Source organism: Thioalkalivibrio sp. AKL12 (assembly GCF_000377925.1).
GTDB classification, from domain to species: Bacteria; Pseudomonadota; Gammaproteobacteria; order Ectothiorhodospirales; family Ectothiorhodospiraceae; genus Thioalkalivibrio; species Thioalkalivibrio versutus.
Map to the genome: position 1 here is coordinate 122,313 of NZ_KB898895.1, position 15,511 is coordinate 137,823.

A 15,511-nucleotide genomic window follows, 5' to 3' on the forward strand; every position below is an offset into this window, starting at 1 on the left:
TCAAGCCATTGTTTTATCGAGAACTCCTCCCGAATCTCCGATTCCCGCCGTCCGCAAGGCCCCAAACATCCCCGACCGCCGTCGACCCCTTTTACAGTTCGGCTCGAGAAACCGCCCGACTGCAACGAAGATTCCGAACCGCCCCATCAGGACGTCTATTTATTTGCGCAAAATCCGATAGTTACAAGGGGGTCGGTATTGCGGTCGAAACCTGGCACGCGACCTGCTTTGTATTCAACCGAAAGCAACAGACAAGGCCACCAGGCCAAACCCCGGCGATGGTTGAATCGCTTTTGATTAAGCATCAGGAGAACCCCATGAACGCGAAAAAAGTACTTCTTGCTTCGCTCTGCGTCGGCATTTTCGCCGCAGGTGCGAGTACCGCGACAGCGGAGACGATCGACTTCGACATGAATCTCGACGCCACCGCGAACTACAGCGGCTCGGTCGAAAACGTCCGCCGGATCCAGTTCGACCTGAACACCCAGACCTTCCAGTACGTCCAGGACCCGGACAACCCCGCACAGGTAGGCGATGTCTTCTATGACCGCGGGTACGGCGATGCCACGGGCTACCGGACCTCGCTCGGCGGAGCTGCGCCTCGGACCGGGGACCGATTGGGCGAGGACTACTCCATGGGGCTCCTCTGGGATGAGCTCCGCGGCGTAATCACCGGCACCGATACCGTCGGCGGCAACTACGTGGTCAACGCCAACTACACCTCGGTGGGTACCGACAACTTCCAGCTGTTCATGTCCGATGTGACCCCCGGTTTCGGCCAGGACTATGAAGGGGCAGCGGCCCACTACAGCGCCGGCGAGCAGGTGATGGAACTCGCCCTGAAGTCCGGGAACAGCATCCTGGAGTTCGAAAGCGAGGGCGGGGCCTTCATCGAAGGGACCTTCACCTTCGAGTTCCAGGTGGTGGACGTACTGCCGGGCTTCTGGTTCACCCGCGACGGCATCGACTTCGCGGACCTGATCGAAGACGAGGACGGCGCCCCGACCTTCCAGGTCACGGCCTCTGCCAGCGCCGGCACCGTCCAGGATCCGGCTCCGGAGACCTTCTTCGGTGACGATGCCAACAACGTGTACGGCGACACCCAGGAAGGTCAGACCCTGTTCAGCGAAACCCAGTCCACCCACGATGGCAGCCTGCGCTTCGCAGTGCCGGAACCGGGTACCCTGGCGCTGATGGGGCTGTCCCTGCTGATCCTGGCGGGCTTCATCGGGGTCGGTGGCATCCGCCGCCGCTCCGCCAACGCCTCCCGCCAGGCAGCCTGACCGATAACAAAACGACAACCTTGGCGGCCCTCCCCCCCCTGGGGGCCAACGAGTTAAGGGCTCCCTCCGTGGAGCCCTTTTTTGTGCCCGCCCTCCGGCTCATACCGCAGACCAAAACCCTGGATGCCTACCCCCAAGGCTCCCCCCGGTCATCCCGGCCGGAGCGTTCCCCCACACCCCGGCATCCCGGCCGGAGCGCAGCGAAGAGCCGGGATGTCCCGACGCTGCCACCGACGCCGCGCCAGCCCCGGAGATCCCGGATAACCACAACGCGGTTTCCAGGATGACGACAGGGGGGTGCGCGGTGGAAGCATTCTTGTAGGAGCCTGCTTGCAGGCGAAGCCCCTGCCAGGGCCGGACGCGGGCAGGAGCATTCGCCTGCAAGCAGGCTCCCACAGGGGTCGGATCAGGACATCCGGATTCCCGGCCACATACTCACACACACCGTCATCCCGGCCGGAGCGCAGCGAAGAGCCGGGATCTCCCGACGCTGCCACCGACGCCGCGCCAGCCCCGGAGATCCCGGATAACCACAACGCGGTTTCCAGGATGACGACAAGGGGGGTGCGCGGTGGAAACAGCCTTGTGGGAGCCTGCTCGCAGGCGAAGCCCCTGCCAGAGCCGGACGCGGGCAGGAGCATTCGCCTGCGAGCAGGCTCCCACAGGGGTCGGATCGGGGCATCCGGATTCCCGGCCGCATACTCACACACACCGTCATCCCGGCCGGAGCGAAACGGAGAGCCGGGATCTCCCGACGCTGCCACCGGCGTCGGGAGATCCCGGGTGATCCCGGATAACCGCTGCGCGGTCTCCGGGATGACGACAGAGGGGGTGCGCGGTGGAAGCATTCTTGTAGGAGCCTGCTTGCAGGCGAAGCCCCTGCCAGAGCCGGACGTGGGCAGGAGCATTCGCCTGCGAGCAGGCTCCCACAGGGGTCGGATCAGGACATCCGGATTCCCGGCCGCATACTCACACACACCCTCATCCCGGCCGCAGCGAAGCGGAGAGCCGGGGTCTCCCGACGCTGCCACCGCCGCCGCGCCAGCCCCCGGGCGTGCGGGCGTGCGGGCGTGCGGGCGTGCGGGCGTGCGGGCGTGCGGGCGTGCGGGCCGGTATACAAAAGAGGGGCTGCCACAGGCAGCCCCTCGGAGCACGGCCTCTTCGGGCTTACAGGCGGTCGAGCAAGGCCTCGGCGTCCGCCCGTTGCGGGAACGCCTCGTGCGCCTCCAGTAGTCGCCGCAGGCGTTCTCTGGCGGCGCCGCGATCGCCCTGTTCGCTTTCCGCCCAGGCCAGGTGGTACTGGATGCCGGGATCGTCCGGTGCCAGCTCGCCGGCACGCTCCAGGATGTCCACGGCCTCCGCCGGCTCGCCCGCATGGATCAGCACCACCGCGAGGGTATCCAGTACCGGCGGGGCTTCCGGAGCCAGCTCCGCGGCACGGCGGGCATGCCCCAGCGCCTCTTCGGTTTCACTCTCGCGCAGCGACCATGCGAGGTTGTTGAGCGCGATCACGTCGTCCGCATCCTGCTCGACGATCCGGCGGTACGAAGCCACCGCCCCGGACGGGTCGCCCGTTGCCATTTGCTGCGCCGCGTAGACGTGGCGCGTCGCCAGGTCCTGCGGGTTCTGGTCCAGCCAGTCGGCCAGCGTGGCCTGCCCGGCGTCGACATCGCCGGAGTCGCGCTGGGCGCGGGCCAGTTCATGCACCCAGTCCCGGCGCTGCGCGCCCGGATCCGAAAGGGCGGCCCGGTAGTGCGCCACGGCGGCCTCCGGATCCTCCCGCTGCAGGGCCGCCCGACCCAGCAGGGCCTGGACCTCGCTGCGATCCTCGTACCGCTCCTCCAGCCGCTGCAGGTGGGGCCGGGCATCCTCCGTACGGTCCTGGTTGAGCAGACCCCGGGCCAGCAGTACGCGGGCCCGGTAATGTTCCGGCTGCTGGTCCAGGAGCTCGCGAAGCGTGGCCTCGGTCGCGCCCTCGTCGCCCGCCTGCGCATGCGCGCGGGCCAGGGCCAGGCGCAGGTTCACGTTGTCCGGCGCCTGCTCGACGGCCTCTGCGAGGCTCGCGACCGCGGCATCGGGACGATTGAGCGTCTGCTGGACATCGGCCAGCGCATACAGCAGGTCCGGATTGCGCGGGTGGTGTTCGCGCGCGGCCTGGAGCGTCTCCAGCGCCTGCTCCGGCTGGCCGCCCTGGAGCTGGATCTGGGCGAGCGCGAGATGCGGTGGCAGCATTTCGGGCTGCGCGTCGATCGCCACCCGAAACCAGCGAGCCGCTCCCTGCTGATCGCCGTCCTGCAAGCTCAGGCTGGCCAGGCGCTGCGCGGACCGGGCATGCCCGGGGTGGCGTTCCTGGATCCCTTCCAGGACCTCGCGCGCCGCCCCGCGATTGCCCACCTGAAGCTCCAGTCCGGCGAGATTCATCGCCACGGACACGTCATCCGGATCCAGCGCGACACCCTCGCGGAAGGCCGCGCGGGCCTCGTCGATTCGCCCCAGGCCCATCAGGGCCGCACCCTGCAGACTCAGCGGGCCCGCCGCTTCGGGCTGCGACTCCTGCAACCGCTGCGCGCGTTCCAGCGCCTCGTCATAGCGACCCCGCTGCAACAGGTACAACACCATGGTGGTATCCACCTGCTGGACGGTGGCCTCGCCCCCTCCCGCGGCACGCAGGGTATCCAGACCCTCTTCGGTCTCGCCGCCCCGGAGCAGTGCGACCGCCAGGAGTTCCTGCAGACCCTGCGATCCCGGACTCGAGGCCGCGGCGTCACGCAAGGCCTCGATCCCGGCATCGGAATCACCGGCGACCAGCAACAGTCGCCCGCGCAGTTCAGCCATGTCGGCCGGATCGCCGGTGTATTCGCGGCTGACCCGCTCCACGAACTGCAGGGCATCCTCCACGCGATCCTGTTCCAGGTAGATCGCCGTCAGCGTCCGGATGCCCTGCAGCGATCCCGGGCTCTCCTGAACATGACGGTTGAGGTTGTGTTCAGCCTGCTCCAGGTTGCCCAGGCTGCGATGCGCCAGCCCGAGGCCCAGCAGCGCCGGACTGTAGGCACGATTGACCGCCACGGCCTGCTCGAAACTCGCCCGCGCCTCGCCATAACGCTCCTGCTCCATCAGGAGCATGCCGTCCAGGTAATGCACGCCCGGATGGGACGAGCCGCCTTGCTTCAGGCCGTCAACATCCGCCCGTGCGCCCTCGTAATCCCCCTGGTTCAGGCGCACCATCGCTCGCGCCATGTGGTCGCGTCCGGAAGCCGGACGCACCTCGATGGCCCGGCTGAAGGCCTCTTCCGCACCGTCCGCGTCACCCGTGATGCGGCGATACTCGCCCAGGAGGCTCCACGCGTGTCCCAGCCCGGGTTCCAGGTCGATGGCCTTTTCCAGCGACGCGATGGCCTGGTCGGCAGCCCCCTCCGCCATCGACAGATGGGCATGTGCCAGGGCCTGCAGAGGCGCCTGTTCGCCCGCCTCGATCTGTGCCAACTCGCCTTCCGCCGCGGCGCGATCCCCCACGGCCGCGAATGCAACCGCCCGCAACGCGTGCAGCCGCGGCCGCTCTTCGACGGGCAGACCTTCCGGCACGTCCTGCTCGCGGATACGGGCAAACCGATCGAGGGCGAACCAGGCCTCGGCCAGTGGCAGCGCCACCTCGGCCTCCGGGATCCCGAGCGATTGCGCCCGCTCCAGCTGGCGGCGGGCCTCCTCGGGGTTTTCCAGTTCCAGGTACACCTTCCCGAGGCTGCGCCGAGTGGCGGGGGCATCGGTGTTCAGCTGCAGGGCATTGCGGTATTCGATACGCGCGCCACGGTAGTCACCCTGCTCCTGCAGGGCCTGGGCACGTTCGAGATAGTCCTGTTCGCTGGCCGAGCCGATCGGGTCGCAGCCCGCCAGGCCCACGCCCGTGGCCAGCACCACGGCCAGCGCCAGCGGCTTCAACCGTCCGTTCGGCATGCGGCTGTGACGGGGCCGGGAAAACCCGGTGCCTTGTGTCGTGTATCGCGTAGTCACCATGATGCTCCTCATCTAAGGCCGTACTTGTCGAGCAGGCCGTAGAGCGTTGGACGGGTAATGCCGAGGGTGTCGGCTGCCTGGGCGATGTTGCCGTTGCAACGGCCCATCGCCTTGATTACGGATTGATATTCGGCCCGGTCGCGGGCCTCGCGCAGACGCTCGGGGGACGCCTCCTGATCCCGGTCCTGGAGGCCGAGGTCCTCCGCCGTCACCAGATTGCCGTCGGCCATGATCACGGCGCGCCGGATGAGGTTTTCCATCTCGCGCACGTTGCCGGGCCAGCTGTGGCCTTCGATGGCCCGCAGCGCGTCGGCGGTAAAGCCACGCCGCGGCTTGCCCTGCTCGCGCGCAAAGCGTTCCAGCAGCGCGTGCGCGAGCAGGGTTGCGTCGCCCTGGCGCGCGCGGACCGGCGGGATCTCGATCGCGATCTCGCTAATGCGGTAGAACAGGTCCTCGCGAAAATCCCCCGACTGGATCAATGCCTGGAGATCCTGATTGGTCGCACCGATGATGCGCACGTCCACCGGGATCTCGTTGCGCCCCCCCAGGCGCTCGACCGTGCGCTCCTGCAGGAAACGCAGGAGCTTGGCCTGCAGGCTCTGCGGCAAATCGCCGATCTCGTCGAGGAACAGCGTGCCCTTGTCGGCGTGCTCGATCTTGCCGATGGTCTGGCGGGTCGCGCCGGTGAAAGCGCCCTTCTCGTAGCCGAACAGTTCGCTTTCCAGGAGGTTCTCCGGGATCGCGGCGCAGTTGATCGCGACGAACCGCTCTTTCGCGCGGTTGCTCAGGTCATGGACGGCGCGCGCCAGGACCTCCTTGCCGGTGCCACTGTCGCCCAGCAGCAGGACCGTCGCGTCGGAAGGCGCCACACGCTCCACCATGCGGCAGACCTGCAGCATGCCCGGGTCCGAGGTAATGATCCCGGACAGCGACGAGGTGCTGCCCCGCGCCAGGCGACGATTCTCTTCCTCGAGTTCGTACAAGCGTGCGGCGCGATCCACGATCAACCGCAGCAGTTCGGCGTCCACGGGCTTGATGTAAAAGTCGTAGGCCCCGAGTGCGACGGCCTTCAGCGCGTTCTCCCGATCATCGTTTCCCGTGACCACAATCACCTTGGTGCCGGGATTGAACGCGAGGATCTCTTCCAGGAGCGCCAGGCCCTCGGTGGCATTGGCGGGGTCGGGGGGCAGGCCCAGATCCAGCGTGACCAGCTCGGGCTCGTGCCGGCGCATGTGAGCCATCGCGCTGGCGCGATCCTGCGCCTGGAGGATCTCGTAGCCGTCCAGGCACCAGCGCAACTGGCTTTGCAGGCCGGCGTCATCCTCGACAATGAGAAGCTTGAGCATCGACTCCATTACTTTGCACCGGACCCCGCGAGGACATGATGGTGAACGGCACGAAGAGAGTTCATGTGCCGTACTGCGGAAGGCGCAGCGTGAAGGCGGTCCCCTCGCCAACGCGGCTGGATACATCGATCCGGCCACCCATCCGGACCACCAGATCCCGGGCCTCGTACAGGCCGATGCCCATGCCGGCATTTCCCTTGGTGGTCTGGAAAGGGCGGAACAGCCGCCGACGCACGAAATCCTCGTCCATGCCCGCGCCGTTATCCTCGATTTCGATGATGGCCCATTGATCCCGGGTTTTCAGGGTCATGGTTATATCGCCGTTATCCGGTGTGGCCTCCTGCGCATTCCGCACTAGATGGAGCAGCACATTCCGCAGTGCGTCGCGGTTTCCGAGGACACCGGCGGGCGCCGCGATCGCCACCCGGGGCACCGGCTGGACCTCGCGGCTATCGCGCGCGACTTCGTGCAACAGGGCATCCAGCTCGATGGCCTGACGCGGGCTGTCGGCACTTGGCTGCGCCTTGCGCAACTGGGCCAGAGTGCGTTCCAGGCGCTCGCGGGCATTGCCAACGGTGCGGAAGGCATCCGCCACGAACTCGGGGTTGTCGCGGTGGCGCTCGGCGTTGGCACTGATCAGGGACAGCTGGGCCGAGACGTTCTTGAGATCGTGGACCAGGAACGCGGCCAGACGGTGGAAGGTCTCGAACTGGCGTGCCTCCAGCAGCGCCTCGTCGGTCTGCACCAGGGCCACGTACACCGCCAGCTGACGGCCCGCGGTCTTCAACAGGTCGCGCTCCTCCCAGTCGATGCGATGCCGTGCGCGCGGCTGGGCGAGCACGACGAACCCCTCCAGGCCATCGCTTTTCAGCAGCGGCACCACCGCCCAGTGACGCGGGTTATCCACCAGCCACGGCGGCAACTCCAGGCCGTGATAGAACGCCGGGTCACGGCGGAACTCTTCGATGTCGATGACCCACCCGGACTGCGTCAGGAACACCACCAGGGGGTCATCCGGCTCCAGCGCCGCGTAATCCGGTTCGCCCAGATTCAGCACGCCATCGAGCGCGAAGGTGCCATCGTCCCGGTGGACCCAGAGCAGGCCCCCGGGACTCTCGACCAGCTCGCCGATGGCCTGGATGGCCCGCTGCCGGAACGGGGTTTCGTGGTCCGTCTGCGCCAGGGTTCCGGTGAACCGCAGCCATTCCTGGCGGTAGTCGTAGCGGTAGTTGAAGAAATGCTTCGCCAGCCAGACGCGCAACTGGGCGCGCACACTGCCGGAAAAGAGCACAATCGCCAGCAACAGCACGGCCCCGAACAGCAGGGTGACCTGCAGCAACGCGCCCAGCTCGCCCCCGTGGTGGCGCAGGTAGTACCCCGCACCCCCCACCGCGAGCAGATAGAGGCCGGCCCCGAACAGTGACGCGGTGTGGAACAGGAGATGCCGGGAGACCGTGGGACCCTCGCGCTGCGGCAGGCGCCGGCTCACCGCAACCGCCAGCAATGGCACCACCAGTGCATTGACGAACCCGCGGGCCTGCCACGACGGGCTGTCGACCGTCTGGAACAGGACCAGATCCGCGAACAGGAACAGGTCGAACGCGAACAGGCCGCCCAGCCCCAGGCACAGGAACTTGATCTCCCAGCGATTCTGCGGCGGCGTGTTGCGGTACACCTGCTCCACCAGCACAAGGCCGGCGATCGCCATCAACAGGGTGGCCAGCCCCGGCCAGACAGCACCCAGCAACTGCGGCCACAGCATCGGCACCAGGATGAACAACAAAAAGGCCGCCACGGCACTGGCCCACCAGCGCAGCGCACGCGGATCGACACCCGGACGACTGTTGCTGCCGGCGAGCAGCGCCAGCAGCACCGCAAACCATCCGGCATTGCGCGCCACTTCCATTACGCCGCCGGAGATTGCCGCACTGGTTCCGTACTGCCAGGCGAGAAAGGCCAGATAGCCGGCCCAGCCCACCGACAACAGGGAGGCCAGCACCACCCAGAGGCCCGAAGGCCGGTTGCGCCAGCGCACCAGCGTGACGACCGCGAGGATCAGGAACGCAAGCGCCGCCGTCAGATAGCTGGTCGCGGCCAGGGGCATCGTCATCGCGGTTTCAGCGCGCGCCGCGTCCGAACAGTACGACCTTGACGGTCTCGAACAGGACCAGGATGTCCAGGAACAGGGTGTGATTCTTCACGTAGTAGAGGTCGTACTGCAGCTTCTGACGCGCATCCTCGACCGAGGCCCCGTAGGGGTAGCGCACCTGGGCCCACCCCGTAATGCCCGGGCGAATGGTGTGGCGCGCCGGGAAATAGGGGATCTGCTCGGTCAGCTGCTCGACGAACACGGGCCGCTCCGGGCGCGGCCCGACGAACGACATGCTGCCCTGGAACACGTTGATCACCTGCGGCAGCTCGTCGATGCGCAGCTTGCGGATGATGCGCCCCACACGCGTAATGCGGTCGTCGTCGCGCACCGCCCAGCGCGCCACGCCATCGACTTCGGCGTCCTCGCGCATGCTGCGGAACTTGCAGACCTCGAATGGCACATTCCCCAGCCCCACGCGCGTCTGCCAGTAGAACACCGGGCCGCGGCTCTCCAGCTTGATCGCCAGGGCGGTGACCAGCATCACCGGCAGGGTGGCCAGCAGCAGCGTCGAGCTGGCCAGCACGTCGAAGGTCCGCTTGATGGCGTTGCGGGTCCAGTGCTGGCGGAACCCCTCGCCGAAGATCAGCCAGCTGGCATTCAGCGAATCCAGTTGCACCCGTTGCTGTTCGCGCTCGAAGAAACTGGACACATCGGTGACAGCCACCCCGTTCAGCTTGCACTCCAGCAACTGCCGGACGGGCAGGTTGCCCCGTCGGTCGCGGATGGCGACCACGATCTCGTGGGCCCGAAAGTCGCGCGCCATCTCCAGCAGGCTCGCGTCGCAGCCCAGCTGCAACTGGCGCGCCGGATCCTGCGGACAGTCCTTCTCGCCCTCGGTGGCGATGTAGCCCAGCACCCGGAACGGCAGGTCGTCCGGGGCCTTGTCCGGGTGGACCGTCTCGATCGCGCGAGCCCGGCTTCCGGTACCCAGCACCAGGATGCGGCGCTTGAAGGCGTCGGCGTCGGAGAAGTTGCACCAGAGGGTTCGCTCGGCGACCAGCCCGGTCAGCAACAGCAGCACCCCGCCGCCGACCGCCGTTGGCGAAAACAGCGCCGCCGGCACCAGGGCCCCATACAGGAGCAGCAGCCCGCCCACGAACAGCAGCGCCGGCACCAGGCGCAACAGGGAGCGCAGCGTGCTGCGGGTGGCCAGATAGTCGGACTCGTACAGGCCCGCCAGGGTGAGCACCAGCAGGACAACCAGCGTCGCCGCCACCAGCTCCGGGTCCAGCAGACTGAGGACCTCCGGCTGGAAGGGCGGCAGGGTCAGCACCAGGTATAGGCACAGATACGCCACCAGCAGTTCGGCGGCCGCGAGCATCAGCACGCGGCGGCGTATGTAGTGACCGAAGATGCGCACGACTAGCCCTCTCGCCGAGGCGCTTGCGCAGCGGGGTTGTGCGTCCTTGTCAGGGGATCCATGTACACCGTTCCCGATCCCGTTGCATGGGGGTCGCCGACCCCGGACGGCACATCAAGAGCCCGTCCGCCCGGGACACGACGCCCCCGCACGGGGTCGTCAGAAGCGTCGTTCCGGAATGATCAGCGTATCGCCGGGCAGCATGTCCACGTTGGCCGAGATGTCGCCGCCATTGACGAGGTCATCGAGGCGCACGCGATATTGCCGGCGCTCGCCGTTCTCGTTGCGCACGATCACCGCGCGGTTGCCCGCCGCGAAGTCCGTGATCCCGCCCACGGCGATCATCACGTCCATCACGCTCATCTCCTCGCGGTACTGCAGGGCCTGCGGCTCCGCAGCCTGCCCGATCACACGGACCTGACGGCTGTAGGGCCCGGCAAAGCCGGTCACCATGACGGTCACGATCGGATCGCGCAGGAAACGGGACAGCTCTTCCTCCATCGCCCGCGCCAGTTCCGTGGGCGTCTGGCCGCTGGCCTGGACATCCTCGACCAGCGGGGTCGTGATCTGCCCGTCGGGGCGTACCGCCACGCCGGTGGATAGATCCGGGTTACCGCGCACGGCCACCTGCAGGGAATCGCCGGGACCGATGATGTACTGCTCGATCACCGTGCGCTCGATGGAGGTCGGGGCCTCCGGATAATCCGTCGTGGCACAGCCAGCCATCAGCAGAGCCGGCAGCAGGATGACGAAGCCGAACCTCGGCCCGGCCTTCCGCCCGACCTTTGAAGCATTGATCAGGGACATCGCGACTCCCCCTTGGACGTTCTCGCGGTTATTGGAGGCTTCACCCGACCGGGAACCGGGCCCGCACCGCGTCCCGAAGGCTGCGGCAACTGGCTACGCTTACCGGGAATACCGGATTCCACAAGTGACTTGATGTTAGGCCCCGGTTGTGAACAGAGTCCACGTAAGGTCTTCATTCCCGGCGCCTCCGGACTAACGTTCTCGTTACGGCGCAGCCGGGCCGTCCGTCTGCCGCCAACAAGGGTGCCCCGTGGATTTTCTTTCGCTTCGTGTTCTGGCTGACTGGCTGCTGCTCCCGCCCAGCGGGCCACTCCTGATGGCCCTGGCAGGCCTGCTGCTGTATCGCACCCTGACGGGCAAGGCCCTGCTGACCAGCGGGCTGCTACTGACCTACGCCTTCAGCCTCCCGCCGGTCAGCCACGCCCTGATGGCCCCGCTGCAGGCGCCCTGGTCGCCACCCGACGCCCCAGCGCTGGAACGCGCCGAGGCGATCGTCGTGCTCGGTGCCGGCTATCGCAGCGGCGCCGTGGAATTCTCCGGCGAGACGGTCAACGACCTGGCCCTGGTGCGCCTGCGCTATGCCGCCGCCCTGCATCGGCGCACCGGGCTCCCGGTCGTCGCCACCGGCGGCGGCCCGGAGGACCGGGAACCGGAGGCCCGCTGGATGGCCGAGGTCCTCGAGGAGTTCGGCGTCACCCCGGTATGGCAGGAAACCCGGGCACGCGACACCGAGGGCAACGCCCGCCACTCCGCCGCGCTGCTGCACGAACGCGGCATGCAGCGCGTGCTGCTGGTTACCCATGCCCACCACCTCCCGCGCGCCACAGCGGCCTTCGAACGCGCCGGGCTGCAGCCCATCCCGGCCCCCACCGGTGCCTTCGTGGCCCACGACACGCGCCTGTCGTTAGGCGCCTTCAAACCCCAGGCTAACGCCATGCGCACCAGCTGGCTCGCCATGCACGAGTACCTCGGTATTCTGTGGTATCGCTGGCAATACGGCCGTCACCCGGCATCACCGGGCACCTGACGCGCCCCGCCAGCCCCAACCCATCACCACCGGGGGCGGCGGATGAAAATGCTCGTAACAGGCGGCGCCGGTTATATCGGGAGCCACGTGACGCGGCACCTGCGCGAGGCGGGGCACGACGTCACCGTGTACGACAACCTCAGCACCGGGCACGCATGGGCCGTGGGGGATGCCGAGCTGGTGGTCGGCGACCTGGCGGATACCGGCCGCCTGCGAGAAACGCTCGAACGCGGCTTCGACGGCGTACTCCACTTTGCCGCGCACATCATCGTGCCGGAATCGGTCACCGACCCGATCAAGTACTACGGCAACAACACCCGCAACACCTTCAACCTCCTGGAGGCCTGTGCCGCCACCGGCGTGCGCTACTTTGTGTTCTCCTCCACCGCCGCCGTCTACGGGATCCCCGACACCGTCTCGGTCGCGGAGGACGCACCGCTACAACCGATCAACCCCTACGGCGCCTCCAAGATGATGTCCGAACGGATGCTGATGGACCTGGGCGCCGCCTCCGACCTGCGCTACGTCAGCCTGCGCTACTTCAACGTCGCCGGCGCCGACCCCGAAGGCCGGCTGGGCCAGGCCACCCCGGACGCCACCCACCTGATCAAGGTCGCCTGCCAGGCCGCCACCGGCCAGCGTGACGGCATGACCGTATTCGGCACCGACTACGCCACCCGCGACGGCACCTGCGAACGCGATTACATCCACGTCGAGGACCTCGCCGCCGCCCACGTTCGCGCCCTGGAACACCTCGACGGCGGCGGCGACTCCCAGGTACTCAACTGCGGCTACGGCCACGCCTACAGCGTGCTCGAGGTCATCGACGCCGTGAAACGCGCCAGCGGCGTGGACTTCCCCGTCACCCTCGGCCCGCGACGCGAAGGCGACCCGCCCGCCCTGATGGCCGACGCCCGCCGCATCCGCCAGACCCTCGCCTGGGAACCGCAATACGCCGACGTCGACCTCATCGTCCGCCACGCCCTCGCCTGGGAACAGAAGACCGCACTAGAGACCGCCTGATCCGTATCTCCCAGGCATTGAGGGCCGAATGCTATAGTCGAGCCAAAGCCCAAGGCGGTCCGAAACATGGCATCGACCCTCCACGCCAGCACCGGAAACACGGCAGAGGCACTCCCGCCCCGCGAACGCGTGAACCACCTCGCGCATGCGGCCGCGGAACTCGTGCGCGAAGAGTTCGGAAAAGACGCACAGGTATTCTGGTTCGGGTCCTGGCCGCGCGGCACCGCACGGTGGAACTCGGACATCGACCTCGCCGTACGCCCGGCCAGGGAGGTTTCCATCAGCGACTGGGGCCGACTCCGCGGGCACATCGAGGACCTGCGCACCCTCTACACCTTCGACCTGGTTGACATGACCGAGGTCAGCGACGAGTTGCGCAAGGAAATCGAGAGCGAGGGAATCCCGCTTTGACCACCGTCCGCGAAAGTTTCGGCAAGGCCCTCGGCCGGCTTGAAGAAGCCCTGCAGGCGCCCACCAGCGACCTGGCCCGGGATGCCAGCATCCAGCGTTTCGAATTCACCTTCGAACTGGCGTGGAAATCCGTAAAGGCAGCCGCGGTGCCCGAAGGGCTGGAGTGCGCGTCGCCACGATCCTGCCTGCGATTGGCTCTGAGCCAGAGCTGGATATCGGATGAGGCCATCTGGCTCGCCATGCTGGATGACCGCAACCGCGCCTCGCACACCTACGACGAGAAGCTGGCCGAGCAACTCTACTCCCGGCTGCCGGGATATCTGCCCGCCTTGCGGCAGCTCCAGGCCGCGCTACCCACCTGAGAGCAAATCTCCAGGCGGCCAGCCCGCAAGCAAGCCTGTACACCTCTTCTTTTTACAGCACCGTCCGACGGGCGAGGTGCAGGAGCCGGGCGGGCAGTTCGTAATCCAGCTCCCAGACGATGCTCATCGGCTTGCTGCCTTCGTGACGCTGGTAGCGAACCGGTCCGCAGAAGGTGAATGGCTGGCTCAGGCCGGTGGCGTCGCGCTTGGCCGGGCGTATGAACAGCATGGGGATGTAGCCGACCTGTTCGTGGTGGATGTAGCGCTGCCCGGTTTCCGAGCTGGGTGAGGTGCCGTGTCGACTTCCCCCGATTAGGTCCACGCATAACTAGAAGTTTCCGGGGAAGTCGACACTGGAACACAGGGGCGGCTGGCTCGCGCCGCACTCGGTGAACACGGGGTCCACCAGCGCCGGGCGAGTGGCTGTCAGGTAAACGGTATTCACTCGGCGACGCGATGGCACGAGCTGCACAGTTGATTGTACATGTGGGCTGCCAGGCCTATACTTGTACAAGTTCAAGTACAGGAGGGCGCCATGAAGATTGTTTCATTCACCGAGGCTCGCAACGGGCTTAAGGCAGTACTGGATGGCGTGGTCAACGATGCCGACACCACGGTGATTACCCGCCGTGATTCGGAGGATGCAGTGGTCATGTCGCTTGATCACTACAACAGCCTGATGGAAACCGTGCATCTTTTGCGTTCCCCTGCCAATGCAGAGCACCTCAACAGGTCCATTACGCAATACAAGGCCGGAAAGGCGACCGAGCGTGCGTTGGTAGATGAGGATGAGTAGTCGGTTGCTTTGCTGGACCGACGAAGCATGGACTGACTACCTCTACTGGCAACGTCAGGACAAGAAGACCTTGAAGCGGATCAACAAGTTGATAGAAGACGTGAAGCGGTCTCCATTAGAAGGCATTGGCAAGCCGGAAGCTCTCAAGGAGAACCTGGCGGGCTTCTGGTCGCGTCGAATTGATGACACCAATCGACTTGTGTATGCGGTGGAGGATTCGTCTATCACGATCATCTCCTGCCGATATCACTATTGAGTGCGAGGTCGGCTACCGACGCATCCTGTATGGGCGGTCGACGGTACGGTCCTCTTGGACGGAGGCGACTGGAAGGTGGGCCAATTCTGATCGCCAGCACGGGCTGGCTTACGTGGGCTTTGACAAGGCTGTCGCGTGGAATTCGCGGTATTCGTCGAGGAAGGCGAGGCGCGTGGTGTCGGTGACGCGGTCGATGTAGAGCTTGCCGTCGAGGTGGTCGATCTCGTGCTGGAAGACGGTGGCGAGGAAGCCTTCGGGCTCCACATGGCACGGCGTTCCGTCCGGCTCGCGGTAGTCCACGGCAATGTGCCGCGGTCGCGCGACTTCGCCGCGCAGGCCGGGTACGGAGAGGCAACCTTCCCAGTAGCTCTGCGGCGTCGGGTCGAGCACGGTCACGGCCGGGTTGACGAGCACCAGGCGGCCGGTGGGCACGGCATCGGGGTAGCGGCTGTTACCGGGCTCGATCTCGATCACGGCAACGCGTTGAGGCACACCGATCTGGGCGGCGGCCAGGCCGAGCCCTTCACAGGCGTGCATGGTGTCGACGAGGTCGTCCACCAGGGCGTGCAGCCGGGGGCTGTCAAAATCGGATTCGGGTACCGGGTCGCAGACGCGACGCAGGTCGGGGTGTCCCATGCGCAGGATAGGGCGAACGCTCATGGGAAAGATGGTGC

13 protein-coding genes and 1 pseudogene are annotated in these 15,511 nt (G+C 66.8%); 7 read left to right on the forward strand and 7 right to left on the reverse strand.

Translation table 11 applies throughout. The annotated features are described in order from the left end of the window. Positions 1-317 precede the first annotated feature (317 nt). Complete coding sequence (locus D579_RS0107230; protein ID WP_018951575.1) at positions 318-1,283, forward strand: PEP-CTERM sorting domain-containing protein; 966 nt, start codon at positions 318-320, stop codon at positions 1,281-1,283. Between the two features lie 1,167 nt (positions 1,284-2,450). Here the strand turns inward: D579_RS0107230 and prsT are convergent. The 5 genes from prsT to D579_RS0107255 form a co-directional block, all read right to left on the reverse strand. Continuing rightward, positions 2,451-5,297 carry an XrtA/PEP-CTERM system TPR-repeat protein PrsT gene (gene prsT / locus D579_RS0107235; protein ID WP_231376846.1) on the reverse strand — a complete coding sequence of 949 codons (2,847 nt, stop codon included), beginning with the start codon at positions 5,295-5,297 and terminating at the stop codon, positions 2,451-2,453. Positions 5,298-5,305: 8 nt separating this feature from the next. Next, the gene (gene prsR, locus D579_RS0107240; RefSeq protein ID WP_018951577.1) at positions 5,306-6,643 is read right to left on the reverse strand and encodes a PEP-CTERM-box response regulator transcription factor; all 1,338 of its coding nucleotides are present in this window, start codon (positions 6,641-6,643) and stop codon (positions 5,306-5,308) included. Positions 6,644-6,704: 61 nt separating this feature from the next. Continuing rightward, complete coding sequence (gene prsK / locus D579_RS0107245; protein ID WP_018951578.1) at positions 6,705-8,753, reverse strand: XrtA/PEP-CTERM system histidine kinase PrsK; 2,049 nt, start codon at positions 8,751-8,753, stop codon at positions 6,705-6,707. 7 nt (positions 8,754-8,760) lie between these two features. Beyond that, positions 8,761-10,155, reverse strand: a complete 1,395-nt coding sequence (locus D579_RS0107250; RefSeq protein WP_018951579.1) for a TIGR03013 family XrtA/PEP-CTERM system glycosyltransferase — start codon at positions 10,153-10,155, stop codon at positions 8,761-8,763. Positions 10,156-10,314: 159 nt separating this feature from the next. Beyond that, the gene (locus tag D579_RS0107255) at positions 10,315-10,962 is read right to left on the reverse strand and encodes an XrtA/PEP-CTERM system exopolysaccharide export protein (RefSeq protein WP_017941929.1); all 648 of its coding nucleotides are present in this window, start codon (positions 10,960-10,962) and stop codon (positions 10,315-10,317) included. Between the two features lie 250 nt (positions 10,963-11,212). Between D579_RS0107255 and D579_RS0107260 the strand changes: the two genes are divergently transcribed. The 4 genes from D579_RS0107260 to D579_RS0107275 all read left to right on the forward strand — a co-directional run bounded on the left by D579_RS0107260 (position 11,213) and on the right by D579_RS0107275 (position 13,785). Then, positions 11,213-11,989, forward strand: a complete 777-nt coding sequence (locus D579_RS0107260; RefSeq protein ID WP_018951580.1) for a YdcF family protein — start codon at positions 11,213-11,215, stop codon at positions 11,987-11,989. Between the two features lie 42 nt (positions 11,990-12,031). Further along, complete coding sequence (galE, locus tag D579_RS0107265; RefSeq protein WP_026289470.1) at positions 12,032-13,012, forward strand: UDP-glucose 4-epimerase GalE; 981 nt, start codon at positions 12,032-12,034, stop codon at positions 13,010-13,012. Between the two features lie 66 nt (positions 13,013-13,078). Then, entirely contained in the window at positions 13,079-13,423 is a 345-nt protein-coding gene (locus D579_RS0107270) for a nucleotidyltransferase family protein (protein WP_018951582.1), read from the forward strand. Then, positions 13,420-13,785 carry an HI0074 family nucleotidyltransferase substrate-binding subunit gene (locus tag D579_RS0107275; protein WP_018951583.1) on the forward strand — a complete coding sequence of 122 codons (366 nt, stop codon included), beginning with the start codon at positions 13,420-13,422 and terminating at the stop codon, positions 13,783-13,785. Before D579_RS0107270 ends, D579_RS0107275 begins: the two co-directional genes overlap by 4 nt. A 52-nt stretch (positions 13,786-13,837) precedes the next feature. Here D579_RS0107275 and D579_RS14205 read toward each other — a convergent pair. Further along, a pseudogene (locus D579_RS14205) lies at positions 13,838-14,089 on the reverse strand (hypothetical protein); the annotation flags it as partial. A 231-nt stretch (positions 14,090-14,320) separates the two neighbouring features. On the opposite strand from D579_RS14205, the gene D579_RS0107285 reads away from it, so the two are divergent. Continuing rightward, complete coding sequence (locus tag D579_RS0107285) at positions 14,321-14,581, forward strand: type II toxin-antitoxin system Phd/YefM family antitoxin (protein WP_018951585.1); 261 nt, start codon at positions 14,321-14,323, stop codon at positions 14,579-14,581. Continuing rightward, positions 14,574-14,837 carry a Txe/YoeB family addiction module toxin gene (locus tag D579_RS0107290; RefSeq protein WP_018951586.1) on the forward strand — a complete coding sequence of 88 codons (264 nt, stop codon included), beginning with the start codon at positions 14,574-14,576 and terminating at the stop codon, positions 14,835-14,837. The genes D579_RS0107285 and D579_RS0107290 overlap by 8 nt, the downstream gene beginning before the upstream one ends. 108 nt (positions 14,838-14,945) lie before the next feature. Here D579_RS0107290 and def read toward each other — a convergent pair whose 3' ends face one another. Next, positions 14,946-15,497 (reverse strand): peptide deformylase, encoded by a 552-nt coding sequence (gene def / locus D579_RS0107295; RefSeq protein ID WP_018951587.1) that lies wholly within the window; start codon positions 15,495-15,497, stop codon positions 14,946-14,948. Positions 15,498-15,511 lie beyond the last annotated feature (14 nt).

Excerpts from the sequence above, each read along its gene's own strand:
- D579_RS0107270 (WP_018951582.1), top strand. The coding sequence starts at position 13,079 with ATGGCATCGACCCTCCACGCCAGCACCGGAAACACGGCAGAGGCACTC.
- prsT (WP_231376846.1), bottom strand. The coding sequence starts at position 5,297 with ATGGTGACTACGCGATACACGACACAAGGCACCGGGTTTTCCCGGCCC.
- D579_RS0107285 (WP_018951585.1), top strand. The coding sequence starts at position 14,321 with ATGAAGATTGTTTCATTCACCGAGGCTCGCAACGGGCTTAAGGCAGTA.
- galE (WP_026289470.1), top strand. The coding sequence starts at position 12,032 with ATGAAAATGCTCGTAACAGGCGGCGCCGGTTATATCGGGAGCCACGTG.
- D579_RS0107255 (WP_017941929.1), bottom strand. The coding sequence starts at position 10,962 with ATGTCCCTGATCAATGCTTCAAAGGTCGGGCGGAAGGCCGGGCCGAGG.
- D579_RS0107290 (WP_018951586.1), top strand. The coding sequence starts at position 14,574 with ATGAGTAGTCGGTTGCTTTGCTGGACCGACGAAGCATGGACTGACTAC.
- prsK (WP_018951578.1), bottom strand. The coding sequence starts at position 8,753 with ATGACGATGCCCCTGGCCGCGACCAGCTATCTGACGGCGGCGCTTGCG.
- prsR (WP_018951577.1), bottom strand. The coding sequence starts at position 6,643 with ATGCTCAAGCTTCTCATTGTCGAGGATGACGCCGGCCTGCAAAGCCAG.
- def (WP_018951587.1), bottom strand. The coding sequence starts at position 15,497 with ATGAGCGTTCGCCCTATCCTGCGCATGGGACACCCCGACCTGCGTCGC.
- D579_RS0107230 (WP_018951575.1), top strand. The coding sequence starts at position 318 with ATGAACGCGAAAAAAGTACTTCTTGCTTCGCTCTGCGTCGGCATTTTC.